Below are 19,292 nucleotides of genomic sequence, written 5' to 3'. Positions count from 1 at the left end.
AGCCCGGAGCTTATGGAACGGGACCTTAACCTCCAATGAATTATTTTTTTGGTCTTTGCCAACCGTCCACATTGCGCTGGCGTTCGCGCGCCACCGCCAATTGGTTGGTTTTTACATTCAGGGTGATAGTGGAACCAGCCGCCACTGTTGCACCATCGGCAATTTCCACAGGTGCTACCAGAGCGGTGTTGGAGCCGACAAACACGTCGTTACCTATGCGGGTTTTATGTTTATTCACTCCGTCATAGTTGCACGTGATGGTACCAGCGCCGACATTGACGTTAGCGCCCAGCTCCGCGTCGCCGACATAGCTTAAGTGGTTGATCTTACTGCCTTCACCCACCACGGCTTTTTTGGTTTCGACGAAGTTGCCTACTTTAGCGCCTTTGGCGAATTGCGATCCAGGGCGAACACGCGCAAAGGGACCTATATGACACTCGGGGCCGATTTTCGCGTCATCAATCACGCTGTTGGCCTCGATCTCCACGTCGTCCCCGATTACCGCATCTTTGATCAAGCAGTTTGGCCCAATCCGGACGTTATTACCCAAAACAACTCGACCTTCGAACACGCAGTTGATGTCGACTATACAGTCGGCGCCGATCTGCAAGTCTCCACGGCAATCGAAACGCGCCGGATCCAACAGGGTGAGTCCCTGTTCCATGAGTTTTTGGGCTTGATGCTGTTGGAACAGGCGCTCCAATTCCGCCTGCTGCTGGCGATTATTCACGCCCTGGACTTCATATAAATGGCGGGTTTCCAGCGCCACCACATCCAGGCCAGCCGCTTTCGCCAGGGCAATGATATCGGTGAGATAGTATTCGCCCTGGGCGTTCTGGTTGCTCAGTTTGGGCAGGCAGTCGCGCAGAAACGCCGCATGCACGGAGATAAAACCGGTGTTGACCTCATTGATCGTCAACTGCTCGGGCGATGCATCTTTTTGCTCGACTATAGCGCTGATATTTCCCTGTTGGTCGCGCAGCACGCGGCCATAACCGGTCGGATCCGGCAGGCGTACGGTAAGCAATCCCAGAGCCTTGCGATTGGCGACGGAAGCCAGTTTTTCCAGAGTTTCCCGGCTGATCAGAGGGACATCGCCGTACAGAATCAGCACCACGGAATCATCGGCCAATTGGGGCAGTACCTGCATTACCGCATGACCGGTGCCAAGCTGCTGTTCCTGCGGCACAACGTTGACCTCGGCCAGGTTCAGACTTGCTTGCACCACGTCTGCACCATGCCCCAATACCAAGTGAATATTTGCCGGTGCCAAACTGCGGGTGGTTTCCAATACATGCTGCAAAAACGGTTTACCCGCCAACGGATGCATAACCTTCGGCAAGTTTGATTTCATGCGGGTGCCTTTGCCCGCAGCAAGAACGATGGCTTCCAACATGCAAATAGCTCGTTAAGAAATAAAGGGCCGTATTCTAGCCTTTCAGTCGAACAAAAGGGGGAGGGCCCCTATAAACGAAAAAGGCAGCCTAAGCTGCCTTTGGATGAATGGTGATAAGGATCTATTTGCCCATTTTTTTGCGGATCGCCTGCAGCGTACGCAACTGAGCAGCTGCTTCAGCCAATTGCACTGCGGCGCGGGAGTAATCCAAATCGCCGCTGGTATTGTGCAACGTCTGCATGGCCTGCTTTTTGGCTTCTAAAGCCGCAGCTTCATCCATATCAGCGGCACGTAGAGCCGTGTCGGCGAGAACCGTTACTGTGTGCGGTTGCACTTCGAGGAAGCCACCGGAAACGTAATAAATTTCCTCTTCCCCGTTTTGCTTTTTGATACGCACTGGCCCCGGATGCAGCGCCGTCAACAGAGGAGCGTGACCGTAACAAATACCCAGGTCACCCTCCACTCCAGCCGCTACCAAAAGCTCCACCAAGCCGGAAAAAATTTCCGTTTCCGCACTGACGATGTCGCAATGAATTGTCATTGCCATAACCCTTCCCCGTGATTGACCCGACTCGGGTTGTTACTTCAGTTTCGCGGCTTTTTCGATGGCCTCATCGATGGTGCCAACCATGTAGAACGCCTGCTCTGGCAGGTGATCGTAGTCACCGTTCAACAAGCCTTTGAAGCCCGCGATGGTGTCTTTCAGGGAAACGTATTTACCAGGTGCGCCAGTGAATACTTCCGCCACGTGGAACGGTTGTGACAAGAATCGTTCGATCTTACGCGCGCGGTATACAGTCAACTTGTCTTCTTCAGACAATTCGTCCATACCCAAGATCGCGATGATGTCTTTCAATTCTTTGTAGCGCTGCAATACGGACTGAACGCCGCGCGCCACTTCGTAGTGCTCTTGACCGATGATCAATGGATCGAGCTGGCGGGAAGTAGAGTCGAGCGGATCAATCGCTGGGTAAATACCTTTAGCAGCGATGTCACGGGACAATACAACGGTAGAGTCCAAGTGCGCGAAAGTGGTCGCCGGAGACGGGTCGGTCAAGTCGTCCGCAGGTACGTATACCGCTTGAATAGAGGTAATAGAACCGGTCTTAGTGGACGTAATGCGCTCTTGCAGCACACCCATTTCTTCCGCCAGCGTCGGCTGATAACCCACCGCCGAAGGCATACGACCCAACAGAGCGGATACTTCGGTACCGGCCAGGGTGTAACGGTAGATGTTGTCAATGAACAACAGAACGTCTTTACCTTCGTCACGGAATTTCTCCGCCATGGTCAAGCCGGTCAAAGCAACGCGCAGACGGTTACCCGGTGGCTCGTTCATCTGGCCGTACACCATCGCCACTTTGGATTTTTTGAATTCTTCGACGTTAACAACGCCAGCTTCCTGCATCTCGTGATAGAAGTCGTTACCTTCACGAGTACGCTCACCTACACCCGCGAACACGGATAAACCGGAGTGTTCGGTCGCGATGTTGTTGATCAGCTCCATCATGTTTACGGTTTTACCTACACCGGCACCACCGAACAGACCGACCTTACCACCCTTGGCGAAAGGACATACCAGGTCGATAACTTTAATACCGGTTTCCAGCAGTTCTTCAGAAGCCGCCAGTTCGTCGTAAGCTGGTGCTTTGCGGTGGATGGAAGCGCGCTCTTGCTCGCCGATCGGGCCTTTTTCGTCGATCGGATTGCCGAGTACGTCCATGATGCGACCCAGTGTTTCAACACCAACAGGTACAGATACTGGGTTGTTAGTGTTTTCCACTGCCAAACCACGACTGAGACCTTCAGAAGGACCCATTGCAATCGCGCGAACGATGCCATCGCCCAATTGCTGTTGCACTTCCAGGGTCAAATCCTTACCGGTCACTTTCAATGCATCGTAGACCTTGGGTACGGCATCACGCGGGAATTCCACGTCGATGACCGCGCCGATAATTTGCACGATACGTCCGCTACTCATTGGAGTTTCCTCTAACTTAATTCAAAAAAGGGTTCTGGACCGGCATCAAACTGCCGCAGCGCCGCCGACGATTTCCGACAGCTCTTGGGTAATCGCTGCCTGACGGGCTTTGTTATAAGCCAACTGCAATTCATCAATCAGGTTGCCGGCGTTATCTGTGGCGTTCTTCATCGCGATCATACGCGCGGCCTGTTCTGAGGCACCATTTTCCACCACTGCCTGATACACCTGAGACTCGATGTAACGCACTAACAACCCGTCCAAAAGTTCACGCGCGTCGGGCTCGTAAATGTAATCCCACTGATGCTGCAATTTTTTGTCGTCTTCCGGCGGAATCGGCAACAACTGCAGGGTGTAGGGTTTCTGCACCATGGTGTTGACGAATTCATTGCCAACCAAAAACAACTTGTCGATGCGGCCTGCCGCGAACGAATCCAGCATCACTTTTACGCTGCCGATCAGGTGATTCAGCGAAGGTTCTTCACCTATATCTCTCACCGAGGCAACGATATTGCCGCCGACGCTTTTGAAGAAAGCGATCGCCTTGGCGCCGATCAAACAAAATTCCACCTGTACACCAGAATCAACCCACGCCTTGCTTTCGGTGACAACACGCTTGAAGACGTTGATATTCAAGCCGCCGCACAAGCCGCGATCAGTCGAAACCACTATGTAGCCGACTCGCTTAACTTCACGCTCTTGCAGGTAGGTGTGCTTGTACTCCGGATTGGCGTTGGCGAGATGGCCGACCACTGCTCGAATGCGTTGGGAGTAGGGCTTGCCTTTCTGCATACGCTCCTGAGCACGACGCATTTTGCTCGCCGCCACCATTTCCATGGCGCTGGTGATTTTCTGCGTGTTTTTGATGCTTCGGATCTGGGTGCGTATCTCTTTTCCGCTTGCCATGCTTCACTCTCTGTCAGATCTTGGCCGCTTTGCAGCGGCCAGCACTCGATTACCAGGTTTGCGTCGCTTTGAAGCGGGTCAACGCAGTTTTGATGGTGTTTTCGATCTCACCGCTGTAGTCGCCAGTGGCCACTATGTCGTTCATGAATTGACCGTATTCGGTGCGCATGAACGACAACAGAGACGCTTCGAAAGAGCCGATTTTATCGACCGGGATATCTTTCAAATAACCTTCGTTGGCGGCGTACAACAGAACACCCATTTCCGCGATGGAAAGTGGCGCGTATTGTTTCTGCTTCATCAATTCGGTTACACGCTGACCATGCTCCAACTGAGACTTGGTCGCCTCATCCAGATCGGAAGCGAACTGGGAGAAGGCCGCCAATTCACGGTATTGCGCCAACGCGGTTCGGATACCACCGGACAGCTTTTTGATGATTTTGGTCTGCGCCGCACCACCTACACGAGATACCGAGATACCGGCGTTCATTGCCGGACGGATACCGGAGTTGAACAAGCTGGTTTCCAGGAAGATCTGGCCGTCGGTAATCGAAATCACGTTGGTCGGAACGAATGCGGATACGTCACCGGCTTGAGTTTCAATGATCGGCAGAGCGGTCAATGAACCGGTTTTGCCTTTCACTTCGCCTTTGGTGAAGTCTTCCACGTACTCGGCGTTAACGCGCGCAGCGCGCTCCAACAGACGAGAGTGCAGATAGAAAACGTCTCCGGGGTATGCTTCACGTCCGGGCGGACGGCGCAACAACAGAGAAATTTGACGATACGCCCAGGCCTGTTTGGTCAGGTCGTCATAAATGATGAGAGCATCCTGGCCGCGGTCGCGGAAGTATTCACCCATGGTGCAACCGGCGAACGGCGCGAGGAACTGCATAGCTGCAGGGTCAGACGCAGAAGCGGCAACGATAATGGTGTGCTCCAGTGCACCGTGCTCTTGCAGTTTACGTACTACCGCAGCGATAGAAGAAGCCTTCTGGCCAACCGCTACGTAGATACATTTAATACCAGTGCCTTTCTGGTTGATGATCGCATCAACGGCGATAGCCGTTTTACCCGTCTGGCGGTCACCGATGATCAATTCGCGCTGGCCGCGACCAATTGGCACCATTGCGTCGATGGCTTTCAAACCGATTTGCACCGGCTGATCAACGGATTTACGCGCAATTACACCGGGAGCGATTTTTTCGATCGCGTCGGTCGCTTTAGCGTTGATGGGACCTTTGCCATCGATTGGATTACCGAGGGCATCCACTACACGGCCCAGCAGCTCTGGACCGACGGGAACTTCGAGAATTCGACCTGTGCAGCGGCAGCTCTGGCCTTCGGCAACGGATTTGTAATCACCGAGTACTACTGCGCCGACTGAATCGCGCTCGAGGTTGAGCGCAATGCCGTACACATTGCCTTCGAATTCAATCATTTCGCCGTACATAACGTCGGCGAGACCGTGAATCCGGATAATACCGTCGGTGACAGATACTACAGTGCCTTCGTTCCGTGATTCGACGGAGACGTTCAGCTTTTCTATGCGTTGTTTGATGATTTCACTGATTTCTGAAGGATTCAGCTGTTGCATGCGCAATTCCTCAAACCTAATTCAATTAGGCGTTCATGGCTTCGGCCAGCTTCGCCAGGCGGCCCTTGACCGAACCATCGATTACGGTATCACCGGCACGGATTAACGCACCGCCCAACAAGCTCTGATCGATCGAACTGGACAGTTTTACGCGTCGTCCCAGTTTGTCGGCCAAGGCCCGGCTTAATTTGTCTAAGAGATCGTCTTTGATCGGATAAGCAGTTGTGATCGAGACATCCACAACTTTTTCATGCTCGGCCTTCAGGGCCTGGAAAAGGCTGCTGATCTCCGGTAACAACGAAAGGCGTTTATTGTCTGCCAATGTCGCAAGGAAGTTGGCGAACTTGGTGCCTTCGGTCTCACCAAGCAACTCTGTCAGCAAAGTGCTTTTTTCCGCAGCGGTTGCTGCGGGAGAAGACAAAAGGGCGTCGACCTTGTCGTTCTGGGTCAAGGCAGCTGCCAACGCCAAACTCGATGCCCACTGTTGCAGTTGACCTTCCGCTACCGCTACTTCAAAAGCCGCGCGCGCGTAAGGGCGAGCCAGAGTAATGTTTTCCGCCATATCAGCCTCTTGCTCAAAGTTCTGCTGCGAGCTTGTCGAGCATGTCGTTGTGCGCCGAAGGATCAATTGTTCGGGCGAGTACTTTTTCAGCACCTACCAAAGCCAATGTCGCTACTTGCGAACGCAGTTGTTCACGCGCCCGAGCAATCTCACGATCAAGCTCCGCTTGCGCTGAGGATTTGATTCGCTGCCCTTCCAACAGAGCTTGCTCTTTCGCTTCCTCGATAATCTGATTGGCACGCTTGTTAGCCTGATCAACAATTAAAGCTGCCTGTTCTTTGGCTTCTTTCAATTGTTGAGCGGCTTTCTGTTTGGCCAACTCAAGATCTTTACTGGCTTTGTCGGCGGCGTCCAAACCTTCGGCGATACGTTTTTCCCTGGCTTCCATCACAGACAGAAGCGCAGGCCAGACGTACTTCATGCAAAACAGCACGAACACCAAAAATGTAATGGACTGACCGATGAGCGTTGCGGTTATGTTCACACCACCACCTCTTGTGATTGTTCGTGGAAATTAAGGTGTTCCGAAATTAAACAGGAATACCAGGAGCAACCACGAAAATCAGATACATAGCGATACCAACGCCGATCATAGGAACCGCGTCGAGCAGCCCCGCCATCAAGAACATTTTTACTTGCAGGGCAGGACCTTGTTCTGGCTGACGAGCAGAACCTTCAAGCAGTTTTCCACCCAGCGCGCCAAAACCCAAAGCGGTGCCCAGTGCGCCCAGACCGATCAGAAGAGCTGCAGCCAAATAAACCAATGCTTGTGCCATTGTTGTTCTCCAAGTTGAGTAAAAGAAAAAGTTAAGGTGAAAAATCAGTGTTGCTCGTCAGGGACATCATGGGCCATTGCCATATACACAATGGTGAGAACCATGAATACAAACGCCTGAAGAGTAATAACCAGGATGTGGAACACGGCCCATGCCCATTGCAGTACGCCCGCAAACGCACCCAACAGCAAACCGGCACCAAACATCAGCGCAATCAAGATAAAAATCATTTCGCCCGCATACATGTTGCCGAACAGTCGCATGCCGAGAGAGATCGGCTTGGCCAGCAGCGAAACTACTTCAAGAATGAAGTTCACTGGAATCAGCAGGATGTTGACGTACCACTTGTCGGTGTGGAAAGGGTGCAAGGTGTACTCTTTGATGAACCCCAAGAAGCCTTTTTCACGAATGCTGAAGATGATCATCAGCAAAAATACCGTAAAAGCCATTCCGAGCGTGATGTTGGGGTCAGTCGTCGGTACCGCTTTGAAGAAGATATGGTCATCGCCAGAAACAATGGTCGCCGCCTGGGGAATCCAGTCAATCGGCACCAAGTCCATCAAGTTCATCAAAAACACCCAGGTAAAGATGGTCAGCGCCATAGGTGCGATAAGACGATTTTTGTGGTGGAAGATGTCTTTTACTGTGTTGTTGACGAAATCAACCACAAGCTCGACAAAACTCTGGAAGCCCTTCGGTGTGGATACTGTAGCGCGGCGGGCTGCTCGATAGAAAAAGAATGAAAACAGCAGACCGAGAACCACACTCCAGCCGAGTGAATCTATATGAAACGCCCAGAAGCCCATATCGGCAGCTTCTTGGGAACTGTGGGCGAAGGTCCAGGTATCTGCCGCCAGTACGGAGCCGTCATAACGCTCATAGCCGGCAGGCAATTTACCGAGAACCAAATTTTGAAGGTGGTGCTGAATATATTCGATCGAAGTTGGAGCTTCACTGGCCATTCGCAAACACTTCTCGTCTCAAGAACATGAATTCAGATTTATCGGTCGGTTACGCTCACAGTTTCGCAGACAGTGCGTTGGAAACCTTGGTCGTTACCACTACGTGCACCAACATCAGCACGCCGTAAGCAATAAAAACGGTAGGCGCATGCAATGGCTCAACAAACTTGAATGCCAATGCGAATCCTACCGCAGCTAACATTAATTTACCGGTTTGCCCCCTGATAAAAGCACCGAGAAACCATCGCGGCTCGCGATTGACAGCGAAAAGGAGAGCATAAAGGGTGAAGTAGGCACTAGGGATAATAAACACCAAACTGCCCACGACTATGGAAGAAATCCTGTCCTGGTCGATAAGCCATACAGCAAGCACAAGCAAACCCACAACCGCTAGTTCAACGGCCACAATTTGTATAAATGGCTTGATTGGCCTTTTCATCTGGCTCGGCAGCAACATTTCCGCCTCGGGATAAGTTGAGACCCCATGATCGGGACACGCCCGTTCGCGGAACTGCTCCACAGAATTGCCTGTTTGATGTACCGACAGCCAGATGTCCTGGATCGGTATTACCTTTGTTACACCCGCTTCGCCCGCTGTTTGTTTGTTATACCCCCGAGGGGGGCAGGGCGACGCGAATTATAGGTTTAAATATCGTTCAGGTTCAACAAGGGATTGAAACCAATACCTTTCTCTCGACGACGCGCAAGACTGTTCAAAAAATAATCAAATAATGCAAAGCGCGACTTTTGTATGAGTCAGTAAAGAGGACCACCAACTTTTATCCACGTCACAAAATCTAATGCTTGACCAGAGTTGTGTTGATTTTCGCGCCAACGAACCGTTTTTTTTTGAATCCTTACCGATATTCCTTTAGATGCACTCATATACTCAGCTAACCCTTGTCACAAAGGCGCGACCAAAAAAAGTTCCTAATAATCAAGGAGACGCGTCGAGTCTGACCTTGCGAAAGGGGTTCGAGCCGGACCAGTCATCCACAAAGATGCCGGACCGACATGTTTAGCAAGAAAGCAGTCATTCAGCGGTCATGGCCACGAAGGTGAGGTGTCTATACTGTTGAAGTAAATCGTCGACCTTGAATACTAATGCTTAAGCATTAGGTCTGATTTAGGAATGCGAAACATATTAATTATTTGATTACACACGAAGAATCAAGGGTAGTTAGAAATGAACCTTTTAAACAATACAATGAAGGCACTCAGCCTCGCTGTGTTTACTGTGTTGGTCACCGCATGCGGCAGCGGAACCTCCAAATCCAGTAATAAACAGTCTACTCCTCCTCCGGCTAACGAAAATCCCCAGAATGATTTGGCTCCGGTTGTATTGGACAGTGAGAACTATACGGAAGTGTCCAGTCAGGCTCTGAAATCATTGCTGTTGAACGAAGCTGGCTCCAACGCGTTAAATAAATCAGTTGTGATCACAACTGATCGCATTAACCCGTTTTCTCAGGATTCGGTAACCGGGATTGTGGTTACCATTAGTCCATTTCCTTGCAGTAACTCGGGTACGATTAAAGGCTCTTTCTCGCTCAACAACGCCGACGGCAGTCTGATTCTAGATCCTTCGCGTGATCTGATCGGAACCCTGAGCGCTGAATTCGCCGGTTGTAATCACGGTGGTTTCGGTCTCGATGGCAATGTCAGTGGCACATTGAACGGCAATATTTCGAAAAACAACTTCAAAACCAGTTTGAAGGTGCCTTCACTTGCGGTTGAACAACCCAACTTCCCAAGCTTTGTTTTCAATGGTGATTTTAGTTACGAAGCGTCCAGCGCCGACTACGTTTCTGTTCGTATCGATATAGAGTCACATCACTCCCTTTATTTTGCTGACGACGCTTACCAACAGTTTGATCTGACTATGAGCAAAGTGGTCAACAACTCCACTGGCGAATACTCCTATGAGATGACGAGCGAGTTCACGGATTCAAAATACCCGCAAGCCTATATCTCCTATCAAACGCTTGCTCCTTTGAAAGGGAAAGGTTTCTCCCTACCTACCGAAGGAGAATTGGCTATTTTTGGTGAAAATGGAACCGTCTACGTTTATCCGCAGGAAGAGGGTGCTTTGTTGCTCGAGCTGGATTTAGACGACGATGGCACTATCGATGACAGCTATACCACTACATGGCAAGACTTGGTATTGCGCCCTTTGCAGGCTCAGTAGAAACCAAAGTCCGCACTGTATGACACTATAATAAGGTCCTAATAGGACCTTTTTTATTTTGTGGCCTTGGAAATTCAATGAAAATCTCTCATTTATTGCTGCTTTCAGTACTTTTCGTTCTGGCTCCAGTTTCTACTGTTGCAGAGGAACAAAAGTATCTGCGCGGCTTAAACATCAGCGTTGGTTATTTTGATCAGCAATTCGTTGAATTAAATGATCAAGGTGAACCTCTGCTAGAAGAAACCGGCGCTATCACTTTTGTGGGTGGGGGATTTTATTGGCAGACCCGGTCCGGGCTTTTTGCGGAAATTTCTTATCGCGAATCATCCGATACTGTGGACTATAGCGGTTTGACGCAACAGGGCCGATTTGTGCAGACCAATACCGAGTTGTATCTCGAAGATACGACTTTTCTGTTCGGCCGCAATTTTGGTCAGACCTCGGCATTTATTGGAGTAGGGCGTTCGTTTCGCGAACGAAATATTCTCGGAACCGAAAACATTTCCGGCCTGTACGAAGAAATAGAACACACCAATGCGATGTTTGGTTTGCGGGCAAATTTATTTCCGCACAGACGCTTTCAGATTCGCTTAGAAGCGCGTGTCTGGACAGATATAGATTCGAGCTTTTACGTCTCTATGGACGGAAAGGCTGATCCGCTGACCTTTGAACCCGGAAAGTCTTTTGGACATCACACGTCAGCAGAATTTTTCTTTGATATTGGCAGGGACGGGGGTTTCACGATCAGTCTGATTCCAGCGTTCGAATACACTCATATGGATAAAAGCCGGGAATATCCGTTATACCTCAACGGCGCTCCGCTCTATTTGAATCAGCATCAACCGGAAATGGAGTGGGAAAGTTATTCGCTTACCGGAAAAATCGCCTGGTATTTTTGACCCCAACTCTGAAATGAGATGGGGTCATATGATGAAGGGTTTTATGACGTCTGATAGTTGAGATGGCTCAAAATGCCGTCCAACTCATCAAGATTGTTATATTTGAGGACCAATCGACCCGCACCTTTGGCACCGTGCTGAACCAGCACCGGCACGCCAATATGCTCTGACAGGCCCTCTTGCAGCCTTTCGATATCCGCGCTGACTTTTACGCTTTCTTTTTGTGCTTTTTGTTGCTCTGCCTGTGCATTGCGCACCAGGGCTTCTGCTTGTCTTACTGATAAACCTTTGGCAACGATCTGGCGCGCCAAAATCCGTTGTTGATCTTCACTCAGGCTGAGCAGGCAGCGTGCATGTCCCATTTCCAGGTCACCGCGCTCGAGCATGGTACGAACTTCGGGGCAGAGATTTAATAACCGCAGAATATTGGACACGGCAGTGCGGGATTTACCTACCGCATCGGCAACTTCCTGATGCGTCAGATTGAATTCATCCTGCAGACGTTTGAGCGCGACCGCTTCTTCAACGACGTTGAGATCTTCCCGCTGGATGTTTTCGATCAGCGCCATGGCGACCGCGGCTTCGTCCGGGACGTCGCGCACAATCGCGGGAATTTTTTCCAGACCAGCCAGTTGGCAAGCGCGCCAGCGTCTTTCACCAGCGATGATTTCGTAGCGATTGGTATCCAGAGGGCGAATAACGATGGGTTGCATCACACCCTGAGCTTTGATGGACTCCGCCAGTTCCTGCAGGGCGTCTTCGTGCATATCGCGACGCGGTTGATATTTTCCACGCTGCAGATATTCGACCGGTACTTCAATCAGCTGACCGTCCCGAGGACCTGCGTTGGCAATTACCATGGTTGCCGCAGTGGCTGCAGATGCGGATTCGGGAGCGGCTGGCGTCGCTTCTGTACGGGTGTTGGTTCCCAACAGCGCATCCAATCCGCGCCCTAAGCCTTTACGTTTCGATGTTTTATTCATTGGCGACTCAATTACCCTTGCAGAACCGCCGCATCGGCGATATCCGCATGTTCATGTTGTTCATTGCGCCGCAGGATCTCTCCAGCCAAGGCAAGATAGGCGAGGGCTCCCTTGGATTGACGGTCATATCCCAACACTGGCTTGCCAAAACTCGGCGCCTCCGCCAAACGGATATTGCGCGGGATACAGGTGCGGTAGACGCGGTCCCCAAAGTGTTCGGTCAATTGCGCCGATACCTCGCCGGTGAGGCTCATCCGCGGGTCGTACATGGTGCGCAATATACCTTCGATTTTCAAATTTGGATTGAGCGCCTGCTGAATGGTGTTGATCGTGCCCATCAATGCAGAAAGCCCTTCCAGTGCGTAGTACTCGCATTGCATCGGAATAATGACGCCTTCGCACGCGGCAAGCGCGTTAACGGTGAGCATGTTAAGGGAAGGCGGGCAGTCAATCAGAATGTAATCAAACTCGGTTGCAATGGAGTCGAGCGCACGCTTGAGACGTCGTTCTTTGCCGTCGACTTCCAGCAACTGAACCTCGGCAGCGGTCAAATCGCCGTTGGCGGGTAGTACGTGATATCCAGCATCGGGTGAAAACACCATCGCCTGCTGCGGCGCCAACTCATCCACCAGTACGTCGTAAACAGTGGCGATCTGGCTGTTTTTGTCGATCCCGCTGCCCATTGTGGCGTTGCCCTGTGGATCCATATCCACCATCAGCACGCGCTTTTTCGTTGCAGCCAGGGACGCGGCGAGGTTTACCGATGTGGTGGTCTTGCCGACTCCGCCTTTCTGATTGGTAATCGCGTAAATTTTCGCCACTCGTTTATTCTCGATATTGCTCAAGACTTGATTGCTCAAAGGCTGCCGGATTTGCCGTTGGGCTTGATCACTAACAGACACCGCTGCGCTTCCACGCCGGGCACCTTCAGGTTGTGGCAGCACTCTAGCGCATATTCGGGTTCAATTTCTTTTAATTCTTCGACGGGGATTTGTCCTTTCATTGCCCAAAAGCGGCCGTCAGCCTTCAACAGGTGGGCGCAGCAGCTGATCATATTGGGCAGAGAGGCAAAGGCGCGGCTGATGACCCCATCGAATCCTTCAGCGGGACGGAACTGCTCTGCGCGCAGATTTTCCACGGTTACGTTATCCAGACCAAGCTCTTGTTTTACCTGAAACAAAAAGCGGGTCTTTTTGCCAGCGCTGTCGAGCAGGGTAAACCGTTTATTGGGAAATTTGATCGCCAATGGAATTCCAGGCAGCCCGCCGCCGGTGCCGACATCGATAAAGGTCTCGCCCTGTAATACCGGCGCTATGCTGAGGCTGTCCAGCAAATGCAGCTTGACCATCGCCTCCGGTTCGCGGATCGCCGACAGGTTGAAAGCGTGATTCCATTTGTCGAACAGGCGCAGATAGCTCATCAGCTGATCAATTTGCCTGGTTTTCAAATCCAGTCCCAGCTCTTGCGCGCCAAGGACCAGCAACTGATGCTCCTCCGAAGAAATCACTACTGATTGACCACCGTTTTTTTCTGCAATAGACCGCGTTTTTTCAGAGTAATCAACAACAGGGAAATCGCCGCCGGGGTCACGCCGGGAATGCGTGAAGCGCGCGCCAAGGTATCCGGCCGCGCAGCGGTCAATTTTTGTTTCACTTCGTTGGACAGGCCGTCGACCACAGAATAATCAAAATCCGCCGGAATGCTGGTTTGTTCATTGGCGCGCAGACGCTCAATTTCTTCCTGTTGGCGATCGATATAGCCGGAGTACTTGGCGATGATTTCCACCTGTTCGGCAACTTCGGCATCACTGACACCTTCGCCTTTCAGCTGGCCGAGATCGTCATAGGTCAACTCAGGCCGCTTCAACAGTTCAAACAGGTTGTATTCGCGGGTAAGCGGCGTTGTCAGCTTGGGCGCCAAAACATCAGCTTCAGCGGAGCCTGCCTGGATCCAGGTGGTGCGCATACGCTGTTCTTCGCGGGCGACGGCTTCGCGTTTTTCACAAAAACGCTGCCAGCGCACGTCATCCACCAAGCCGAGTTCACGACCTTTCTCTGTCAGACGCATATCGGCGTTGTCTTCGCGCAACAGCAGACGATATTCCGCCCGACTGGTGAACATGCGATAGGGCTCGCGGGTTCCCATGGTGATCAGGTCGTCCGCCAGCACGCCTATATAGGCCTGATCGCGGGTCGGGCACCAGGGGTCTTTCTCCTGCACTTGCAGCGCGGCGTTGAGTCCCGCCAGCAGGCCTTGGGCAGCGGCTTCTTCGTAGCCGGTAGTGCCGTTGATCTGACCGGCAAAGAACAGGCCTTTGATGACTTTGGTTTCAAAGCTGTATTGCAAATCCTGGGGATCGAAAAAGTCGTATTCGATGGCGTAACCCGGACGCAGTATATGGGCGTTCTCAAAACCTTTGATGGAGTGCACCAAGTCCAGCTGCACATCGAATGGCAGGCTGGTGGAAATACCGTTGGGGTAGAGCTCGTTGGTGGTCAGTCCCTCAGGTTCGATAAAAATCTGATGGCTGTTTTTATCGGCAAAGCGGTGGACTTTATCTTCGATAGAGGGGCAGTAACGCGGACCGACACCTTCGATAACGCCGGAGTACATAGGCGAGCGGTCCAAGCCGCCGCGAATAATGTCGTGGGTGCGTTCATTGGTGTGGGTGACCCAGCAGCAGACTTGGCGCGGGTGGTCTTCCACTTTACCCAGGAAACTCATTACCGGGATTGGCGTATCACCCCATTGTTCTTCCAGTCCGGAGAAATCCACCGTGCGCGCATCGATGCGCGGCGGCGTGCCGGTTTTCAAACGTCCCACTTTTAACGGCAGTTCGCGCAAGCGCTGTGCTAATGCAATCGACGGAGGATCGCCGGCGCGACCGCCGGAGTAGTTCTGCAAACCTATGTGAATCTTGCCGGACAGAAAGGTACCGGTGGTTAACACCACAGCGCGGGCGTTAAAGCGCACACCCATCTGGGTCACAACGCCAGTAACTCGGTCCCCTTCAACGACTAGGTCGTCTGCCGCTTGCTGAAAAATCGTCAGATTGGGTTGGTTTTCCAGAATGTGGCGAATGGCCGCTTTATAGAGAATGCGGTCGGCTTGTGCACGTGTCGCTCGCACCGCAGGGCCTTTGCGGTTGTTCAGAATGCGAAATTGAATGCCGGCTTTATCTGTGGCGATCGCCATAGCACCACCCAGAGCGTCGATTTCTCTGACCAGGTGGCTCTTTCCTATTCCTCCGATGGCTGGATTACAGCTCATCTGCCCCAGTGTTTCGATGTTATGAGTCAACAAAAGGGTAGAGCAGCCCATACGAGCCGCTGCCAAGCACGCTTCCGTGCCCGCGTGCCCGCCGCCGATGACGATTACATCGAAGGATTTAGGGTAAATCATGGGGTCTTCACCGAGGAAAAGTTGCCAGTTTAATCGAAGGAGGGCGGCGATTATAGAGAATTTTCCTCGATCGATCAAAAAACGAACGATACACAAAACATAAAAAAGTACATAAGAATTTAAGAAAAGAATTTGAATATGAAGAAGAGAAGGTTTGAATCTGTTGTGGCTGTTATGCTCGCCTTCGGTTGTGCATAAGCGGAAAAATGCTTTTAGCCACAATGGTTTGAAGAATGGATAAACCTTGCAACAGAACTGTATTCAGGCAGGCAAAAAGGGTGTGGTGCCTGTGGTCAGAAAAACCCAGTTTGGCCATGTCTCGCCAAAAGCCCCTGTTTTCTGTGGACAAAAACAATTTTTGCTACCAGCTAACACTCAGTTTTTGTCTGAGTTATCCACGTTTGTGGTTAAGTCTGTGGGTTTCTTGTTGGCTTGCTTTGGGCTTTTATGGCCGGAAGCTTAGTTTTGTGGAAAAGTTTGTGGGCTTTTTGCACGTAAGTTTGGATAAGTCTGTGGAAAGGATTGGATAACTCTAAAACAGACTCTTGGCTAAGAGCCTGAAAGAGCTAGAAAAAGGAAGGAATGGGTGGGAGCAAGATTTATTTGCCGATGCAAAAACCGGAAAAGATACGTCCGAGCAAGTCGTCCGAAGAAAACGCGCCAGTGATTTCGCCGAGGGACTCCTGGGCGCGACGCAGATCTTCGGCGAGCAGCTCGCCTGCGGCGTACTGTTGCAGTTGGTCACGCCCGGCCAGCAAATAGTCGCGCGCGCGTTGCAAGGCATCCAGATGGCGGCGACGGGCGCTAAAGCCACCTTCCAGGGTTCCTTGGAACGACATTACCTGTTTCAGATGATCTTTCAGGTTTTGCAGTCCGGCGCCGGTTTTGGCGGAAATCAGCAAATAGGGGAGATCCAGTTCAGGTGGCTGGAATGGAGAGGTCAGTCGGTCGCTTTTGTTGAATACCAGGGTCAGCTTGTCCCGGTGAGGCGCTTGTAACAGTTGATTCCAGTGATGGTCGAGTTCCTGGTTTTGGCTGGCCGAGGCGTCGACTAACAGGAGGATGCGATCTGCGCTGGCGATTTCCTGCCAGGCGCGCTGGATACCGATTTGTTCGACGGCGTCATCGCTCTCGCGCAGTCCCGCGGTATCGAAGATATGCAGAGGCATGCCGTCGATTTGAATATGTTCTTTTAATACATCGCGAGTAGTGCCGGCGATATCAGTCACTATGGCGATATCCCGTTCGGCCAAAGCATTCAATAGGCTGGATTTACCGGCGTTTGGCCGACCGGCGATCACCACCTTCATACCATCGCGGATCACTACACCTTGGCGGGCGGTCAGGAAGATAGTGTCGAGGCGTTGTAAGAGTTCATCGAGGTCTGCGGCGATCTTACCGTCGCTGAGAAAATCCACTTCCTCTTCCGGAAAATCGATAGAGGCCTCCACGTACATGCGCAGGTGGATCAGATCTTCCACCAGCGCATGAATTTCCTTGGAAAACGCACCCTGGAGCGACTGCACAGCCTGTTTGGCGGCAGCGACGGAGGAGGCTTCGATCAGATCGGCGATGGCTTCGGCCTGAGTCAGATCAATTTTGTCGTTGAGAAAAGCGCGTTCGGTAAATTCACCGGGTTTGGCGAGTTGAGCACCGCACGCTAAAACCGCTTGCAGGATACAGTCGAGCACCACGGGACCGCCGTGACCCTGCAACTCCAGGACATCTTCGCCAGTGAAGGAATGCGGGTTGGGGAAAAACAGGGCTATGCCGTGATCGAGAATTTCGCCGTCGGCGGAGAAAAACGGCCCGTAGTGGGCGTAACGCGGTTGGGGGAGTTTGCCCAGCAGACGCCGGGCAATATCGGAAACTTTGGGTCCTGAGACCCGGACAATACCAACGCCACCGCGACCTGGTGCGGTGGCGACAGCGGCGATGGTGGTCCTAGTCATTTATCAATACGAGCGAGAAGTTAAGCGGACTTCTCGATATTTCTGGTGATGACATATTGCTGGGCAATAGACAGAGAGTTGTTCACCACCCAGTACAGCACCAGACCTGCCGGGAAGAACAGGAACAGGAAGGTGAACAGGATCGGCATCATTTGCATGATCTTGGCCTGGGTAGGATCCGGCGGTGTTGGGTTGAGCTTTTGTTGGATCCACATGGTCAGACCCATGATCAACGGCAGAACAAAATAAGGATCACGCACTGACAGATCCTGGATCCACAGAATGAATGGCGCCTGGCGCAATTCAACACTTTCCATCAAAACCCAATAGAGTGAAAGGAATACCGGCATTTGAATCAGGATCGGCAAACAGCCGCCGAATGGATTGACCTTTTCTTGCCGGTACAACTTCATCATTTCGGCGGAAAACTTCTGTCGGTCTTCACCGTACCGCTCTTTCAGCTCCAGCATTTTGGGCTGAATTTTGCGCATTTTCGCCATGGATCTGTAACTGGCGGCAGAGGGGTAGAAGAAGATGATTTTGATCAACAAGGTCAACAAAATAATCGACACACCCCAGTTGCCAACCACGCTGTGAATCGCATGGAGAATTTTGAAAAGAGGTTTGGCAATCCACCACAGGAAACTGTAATCCACCGTCAGGTCGAGGTAAGGAGAAATAGTCTCCAAGGTTTTGACATCTTTAGGACCTGCGTAAAAACCAGCGGCCACTTCACCAGTTGTACCTGGAGCGACGTTGAATGGCTGACCAGTGAACTGCAGGTAATACATGTCGGCATTTTTGCTTTTGAATAAGCGGAATTCGTTGAGAGTGTCTTGCGGCGGAACCCAGGCGCTCAAGAAATAATGCTGCACCATGGCGACCCAGCTGCCTTGTTTTTTGTGCGTCAAAGGCTCATCGGCGATATCGTCGAAGGTCAGCTTGAGATAGTTCTTATCCGTAGTACTGGTAGCCGCGCCGAGAAATGGCGCCATTTCAAATGAGGATCTGCGATTCGGATTGTAGCTGTCGCGTTTGATCTGACCGTACAGCGTTGCCTGCCAAGGGGCGGAACTGTTGTTTTGAATCAGATAACGCACGTCGATCAAATGGCTGCCTTTTTTAAAGGAAAAGCGTTTGACGATGGTGATATCCGGCGTTTGTTGATAAGTCAGATCGACGTCGATCTGCTCCTGGCCATTCAGGGAATACTGTTTTTGGCTGCTGCTGAAACGCGGACGCGACTCGGTAGTGTCCGTGCCGTTGGGTCCAACCAAGCCACTGCGTGCAACATAAGTGTGCGAGTCGGTTTGATTAAGCAATACCAGTGGATCGTCTGGAGTGTTCAATGCTTTCAAGAAGGTCGGCAATGCGACTTTGACTATGTCGCCGCCATTGGGATCGATCAACACATCCAACACGTCTGTGGTTACGCGAACCCAGCCTGCACTCGACTGAATAGGTGCATTCGGCGTTGGAATTTGATCGTCGGAAGACTGAACCGTCGAACTGCTGATATCTGGAACTTCGGATGTTTCCAATGGTGCAGTGCCGGTGGAAACAGTGGTCTGGTCAACCTTGGGTTGATGGCGTTCTTGAAACTCGCCCCAGCGAATCACCAGTAAAAAACAAATAAAAGCGATACCGGCAATTAAGGATGTGCGTAGCCAATCCATCTTCATTTATTAACC

At 51.6% G+C, this 19,292-nt stretch carries 18 protein-coding genes; 2 read left to right on the top strand and 16 right to left on the bottom strand.

Annotation, left to right across the window (positions count from 1 at the left end; genetic code table 11):
• Positions 1-40: 40 nt before the first annotated feature.
• The 10 genes from glmU to DWB84_RS11575 form a co-directional block, all read right to left on the bottom strand.
• A complete protein-coding gene (gene glmU / locus DWB84_RS11620; RefSeq protein WP_187409956.1) occupies positions 41-1,396 on the bottom strand; it encodes a bifunctional UDP-N-acetylglucosamine diphosphorylase/glucosamine-1-phosphate N-acetyltransferase GlmU in 1,356 nt (451 codons plus the stop codon).
• 121 nt (positions 1,397-1,517) lie between these two features.
• Positions 1,518-1,943, bottom strand: coding sequence for a F0F1 ATP synthase subunit epsilon (locus DWB84_RS11615; RefSeq protein ID WP_187409955.1), 426 nt, complete (start codon positions 1,941-1,943; stop codon positions 1,518-1,520).
• A gap of 33 nt (positions 1,944-1,976) precedes the next feature.
• Complete coding sequence (gene atpD, locus DWB84_RS11610; protein WP_187409954.1) at positions 1,977-3,377, bottom strand: F0F1 ATP synthase subunit beta; 1,401 nt, start codon at positions 3,375-3,377, stop codon at positions 1,977-1,979.
• Positions 3,378-3,422: 45 nt separating this feature from the next.
• Positions 3,423-4,283: a F0F1 ATP synthase subunit gamma gene (gene atpG, locus DWB84_RS11605; RefSeq protein WP_187409953.1), complete on the bottom strand. Its 861-nt coding sequence runs from the start codon at positions 4,281-4,283 to the stop codon at positions 3,423-3,425.
• Positions 4,284-4,332: 49 nt separating this feature from the next.
• Positions 4,333-5,877 (bottom strand): F0F1 ATP synthase subunit alpha, encoded by a 1,545-nt coding sequence (gene atpA, locus DWB84_RS11600; protein WP_187409952.1) that lies wholly within the window; start codon positions 5,875-5,877, stop codon positions 4,333-4,335.
• A gap of 25 nt (positions 5,878-5,902) precedes the next feature.
• On the bottom strand, positions 5,903-6,439 hold the full coding sequence (locus tag DWB84_RS11595; protein WP_187409951.1) for a F0F1 ATP synthase subunit delta: 537 nt from the start codon (positions 6,437-6,439) through the stop codon (positions 5,903-5,905).
• A 13-nt stretch (positions 6,440-6,452) separates the two neighbouring features.
• Entirely contained in the window at positions 6,453-6,923 is a 471-nt protein-coding gene (locus DWB84_RS11590) for a F0F1 ATP synthase subunit B (protein WP_187409950.1), read from the bottom strand.
• A gap of 46 nt (positions 6,924-6,969) precedes the next feature.
• Positions 6,970-7,215 (bottom strand): F0F1 ATP synthase subunit C, encoded by a 246-nt coding sequence (gene atpE / locus DWB84_RS11585; protein WP_187409949.1) that lies wholly within the window; start codon positions 7,213-7,215, stop codon positions 6,970-6,972.
• A 44-nt stretch (positions 7,216-7,259) separates the two neighbouring features.
• Positions 7,260-8,177, bottom strand: coding sequence for a F0F1 ATP synthase subunit A (gene atpB, locus DWB84_RS11580; protein ID WP_187409948.1), 918 nt, complete (start codon positions 8,175-8,177; stop codon positions 7,260-7,262).
• 55 nt (positions 8,178-8,232) lie between these two features.
• Positions 8,233-8,697 carry an ATP synthase subunit I gene (locus tag DWB84_RS11575; protein ID WP_187409947.1) on the bottom strand — a complete coding sequence of 155 codons (465 nt, stop codon included), beginning with the start codon at positions 8,695-8,697 and terminating at the stop codon, positions 8,233-8,235.
• A gap of 666 nt (positions 8,698-9,363) precedes the next feature.
• On the opposite strand from DWB84_RS11575, the gene DWB84_RS11570 reads away from it, so the two are divergent.
• A complete protein-coding gene (locus DWB84_RS11570) occupies positions 9,364-10,365 on the top strand; it encodes a hypothetical protein (protein ID WP_187409946.1) in 1,002 nt (333 codons plus the stop codon).
• A gap of 77 nt (positions 10,366-10,442) precedes the next feature.
• On the top strand, positions 10,443-11,264 hold the full coding sequence (locus DWB84_RS11565) for a hypothetical protein (protein WP_187409945.1): 822 nt from the start codon (positions 10,443-10,445) through the stop codon (positions 11,262-11,264).
• A 41-nt stretch (positions 11,265-11,305) separates the two neighbouring features.
• Here the strand turns inward: DWB84_RS11565 and DWB84_RS11560 are convergent, their stop codons facing one another.
• The 6 genes from DWB84_RS11560 to yidC form a co-directional block, all read right to left on the bottom strand.
• The gene (locus DWB84_RS11560) at positions 11,306-12,247 is read right to left on the bottom strand and encodes a ParB/RepB/Spo0J family partition protein (RefSeq protein ID WP_187409944.1); all 942 of its coding nucleotides are present in this window, start codon (positions 12,245-12,247) and stop codon (positions 11,306-11,308) included.
• Positions 12,248-12,258: 11 nt separating this feature from the next.
• Positions 12,259-13,068 (bottom strand): ParA family protein, encoded by an 810-nt coding sequence (locus DWB84_RS11555; protein ID WP_187410114.1) that lies wholly within the window; start codon positions 13,066-13,068, stop codon positions 12,259-12,261.
• Positions 13,069-13,103: 35 nt separating this feature from the next.
• Positions 13,104-13,730: a 16S rRNA (guanine(527)-N(7))-methyltransferase RsmG gene (gene rsmG, locus DWB84_RS11550; protein WP_255428957.1), complete on the bottom strand. Its 627-nt coding sequence runs from the start codon at positions 13,728-13,730 to the stop codon at positions 13,104-13,106.
• Positions 13,731-13,753: 23 nt separating this feature from the next.
• Positions 13,754-15,649, bottom strand: coding sequence for a tRNA uridine-5-carboxymethylaminomethyl(34) synthesis enzyme MnmG (gene mnmG / locus DWB84_RS11545; protein WP_187409942.1), 1,896 nt, complete (start codon positions 15,647-15,649; stop codon positions 13,754-13,756).
• 599 nt (positions 15,650-16,248) lie between these two features.
• Positions 16,249-17,601 (bottom strand): tRNA uridine-5-carboxymethylaminomethyl(34) synthesis GTPase MnmE, encoded by a 1,353-nt coding sequence (gene mnmE, locus DWB84_RS11540; protein WP_187409941.1) that lies wholly within the window; start codon positions 17,599-17,601, stop codon positions 16,249-16,251.
• Positions 17,602-17,621: 20 nt separating this feature from the next.
• Positions 17,622-19,277 (bottom strand): membrane protein insertase YidC, encoded by a 1,656-nt coding sequence (gene yidC, locus DWB84_RS11535; RefSeq protein ID WP_187410112.1) that lies wholly within the window; start codon positions 19,275-19,277, stop codon positions 17,622-17,624.
• Between the last annotated feature and the right edge of the window lie 15 nt (positions 19,278-19,292).

This window comes from Saccharophagus sp. K07 (assembly GCF_014336955.1).
In the GTDB taxonomy this organism is placed as follows: Bacteria; Pseudomonadota; Gammaproteobacteria; order Pseudomonadales; family Cellvibrionaceae; genus UBA5868.
Note: the sequence above shows the minus strand (reverse complement) of the source record. Positions and strands in the feature narration are given on the sequence as shown.

Bases quoted from the DNA above. Each gene is read 5' to 3' on its own strand.
- glmU (WP_187409956.1), bottom strand. From the start codon at position 1,396: ATGTTGGAAGCCATCGTTCTTGCTGCGGGCAAAGGCACCCGCATGAAA.
- DWB84_RS11615 (WP_187409955.1), bottom strand. From the start codon at position 1,943: ATGGCAATGACAATTCATTGCGACATCGTCAGTGCGGAAACGGAAATT.
- atpD (WP_187409954.1), bottom strand. From the start codon at position 3,377: ATGAGTAGCGGACGTATCGTGCAAATTATCGGCGCGGTCATCGACGTG.
- atpG (WP_187409953.1), bottom strand. From the start codon at position 4,283: ATGGCAAGCGGAAAAGAGATACGCACCCAGATCCGAAGCATCAAAAAC.
- atpA (WP_187409952.1), bottom strand. From the start codon at position 5,877: ATGCAACAGCTGAATCCTTCAGAAATCAGTGAAATCATCAAACAACGC.
- DWB84_RS11595 (WP_187409951.1), bottom strand. From the start codon at position 6,439: ATGGCGGAAAACATTACTCTGGCTCGCCCTTACGCGCGCGCGGCTTTT.
- atpE (WP_187409949.1), bottom strand. From the start codon at position 7,215: ATGGCACAAGCATTGGTTTATTTGGCTGCAGCTCTTCTGATCGGTCTG.
- atpB (WP_187409948.1), bottom strand. From the start codon at position 8,177: ATGGCCAGTGAAGCTCCAACTTCGATCGAATATATTCAGCACCACCTT.
- DWB84_RS11570 (WP_187409946.1), top strand. From the start codon at position 9,364: ATGAACCTTTTAAACAATACAATGAAGGCACTCAGCCTCGCTGTGTTT.
- DWB84_RS11565 (WP_187409945.1), top strand. From the start codon at position 10,443: ATGAAAATCTCTCATTTATTGCTGCTTTCAGTACTTTTCGTTCTGGCT.
- DWB84_RS11560 (WP_187409944.1), bottom strand. From the start codon at position 12,247: ATGAATAAAACATCGAAACGTAAAGGCTTAGGGCGCGGATTGGATGCG.
- mnmG (WP_187409942.1), bottom strand. From the start codon at position 15,649: ATGATTTACCCTAAATCCTTCGATGTAATCGTCATCGGCGGCGGGCAC.
- mnmE (WP_187409941.1), bottom strand. From the start codon at position 17,601: ATGACTAGGACCACCATCGCCGCTGTCGCCACCGCACCAGGTCGCGGT.
- yidC (WP_187410112.1), bottom strand. From the start codon at position 19,277: ATGGATTGGCTACGCACATCCTTAATTGCCGGTATCGCTTTTATTTGT.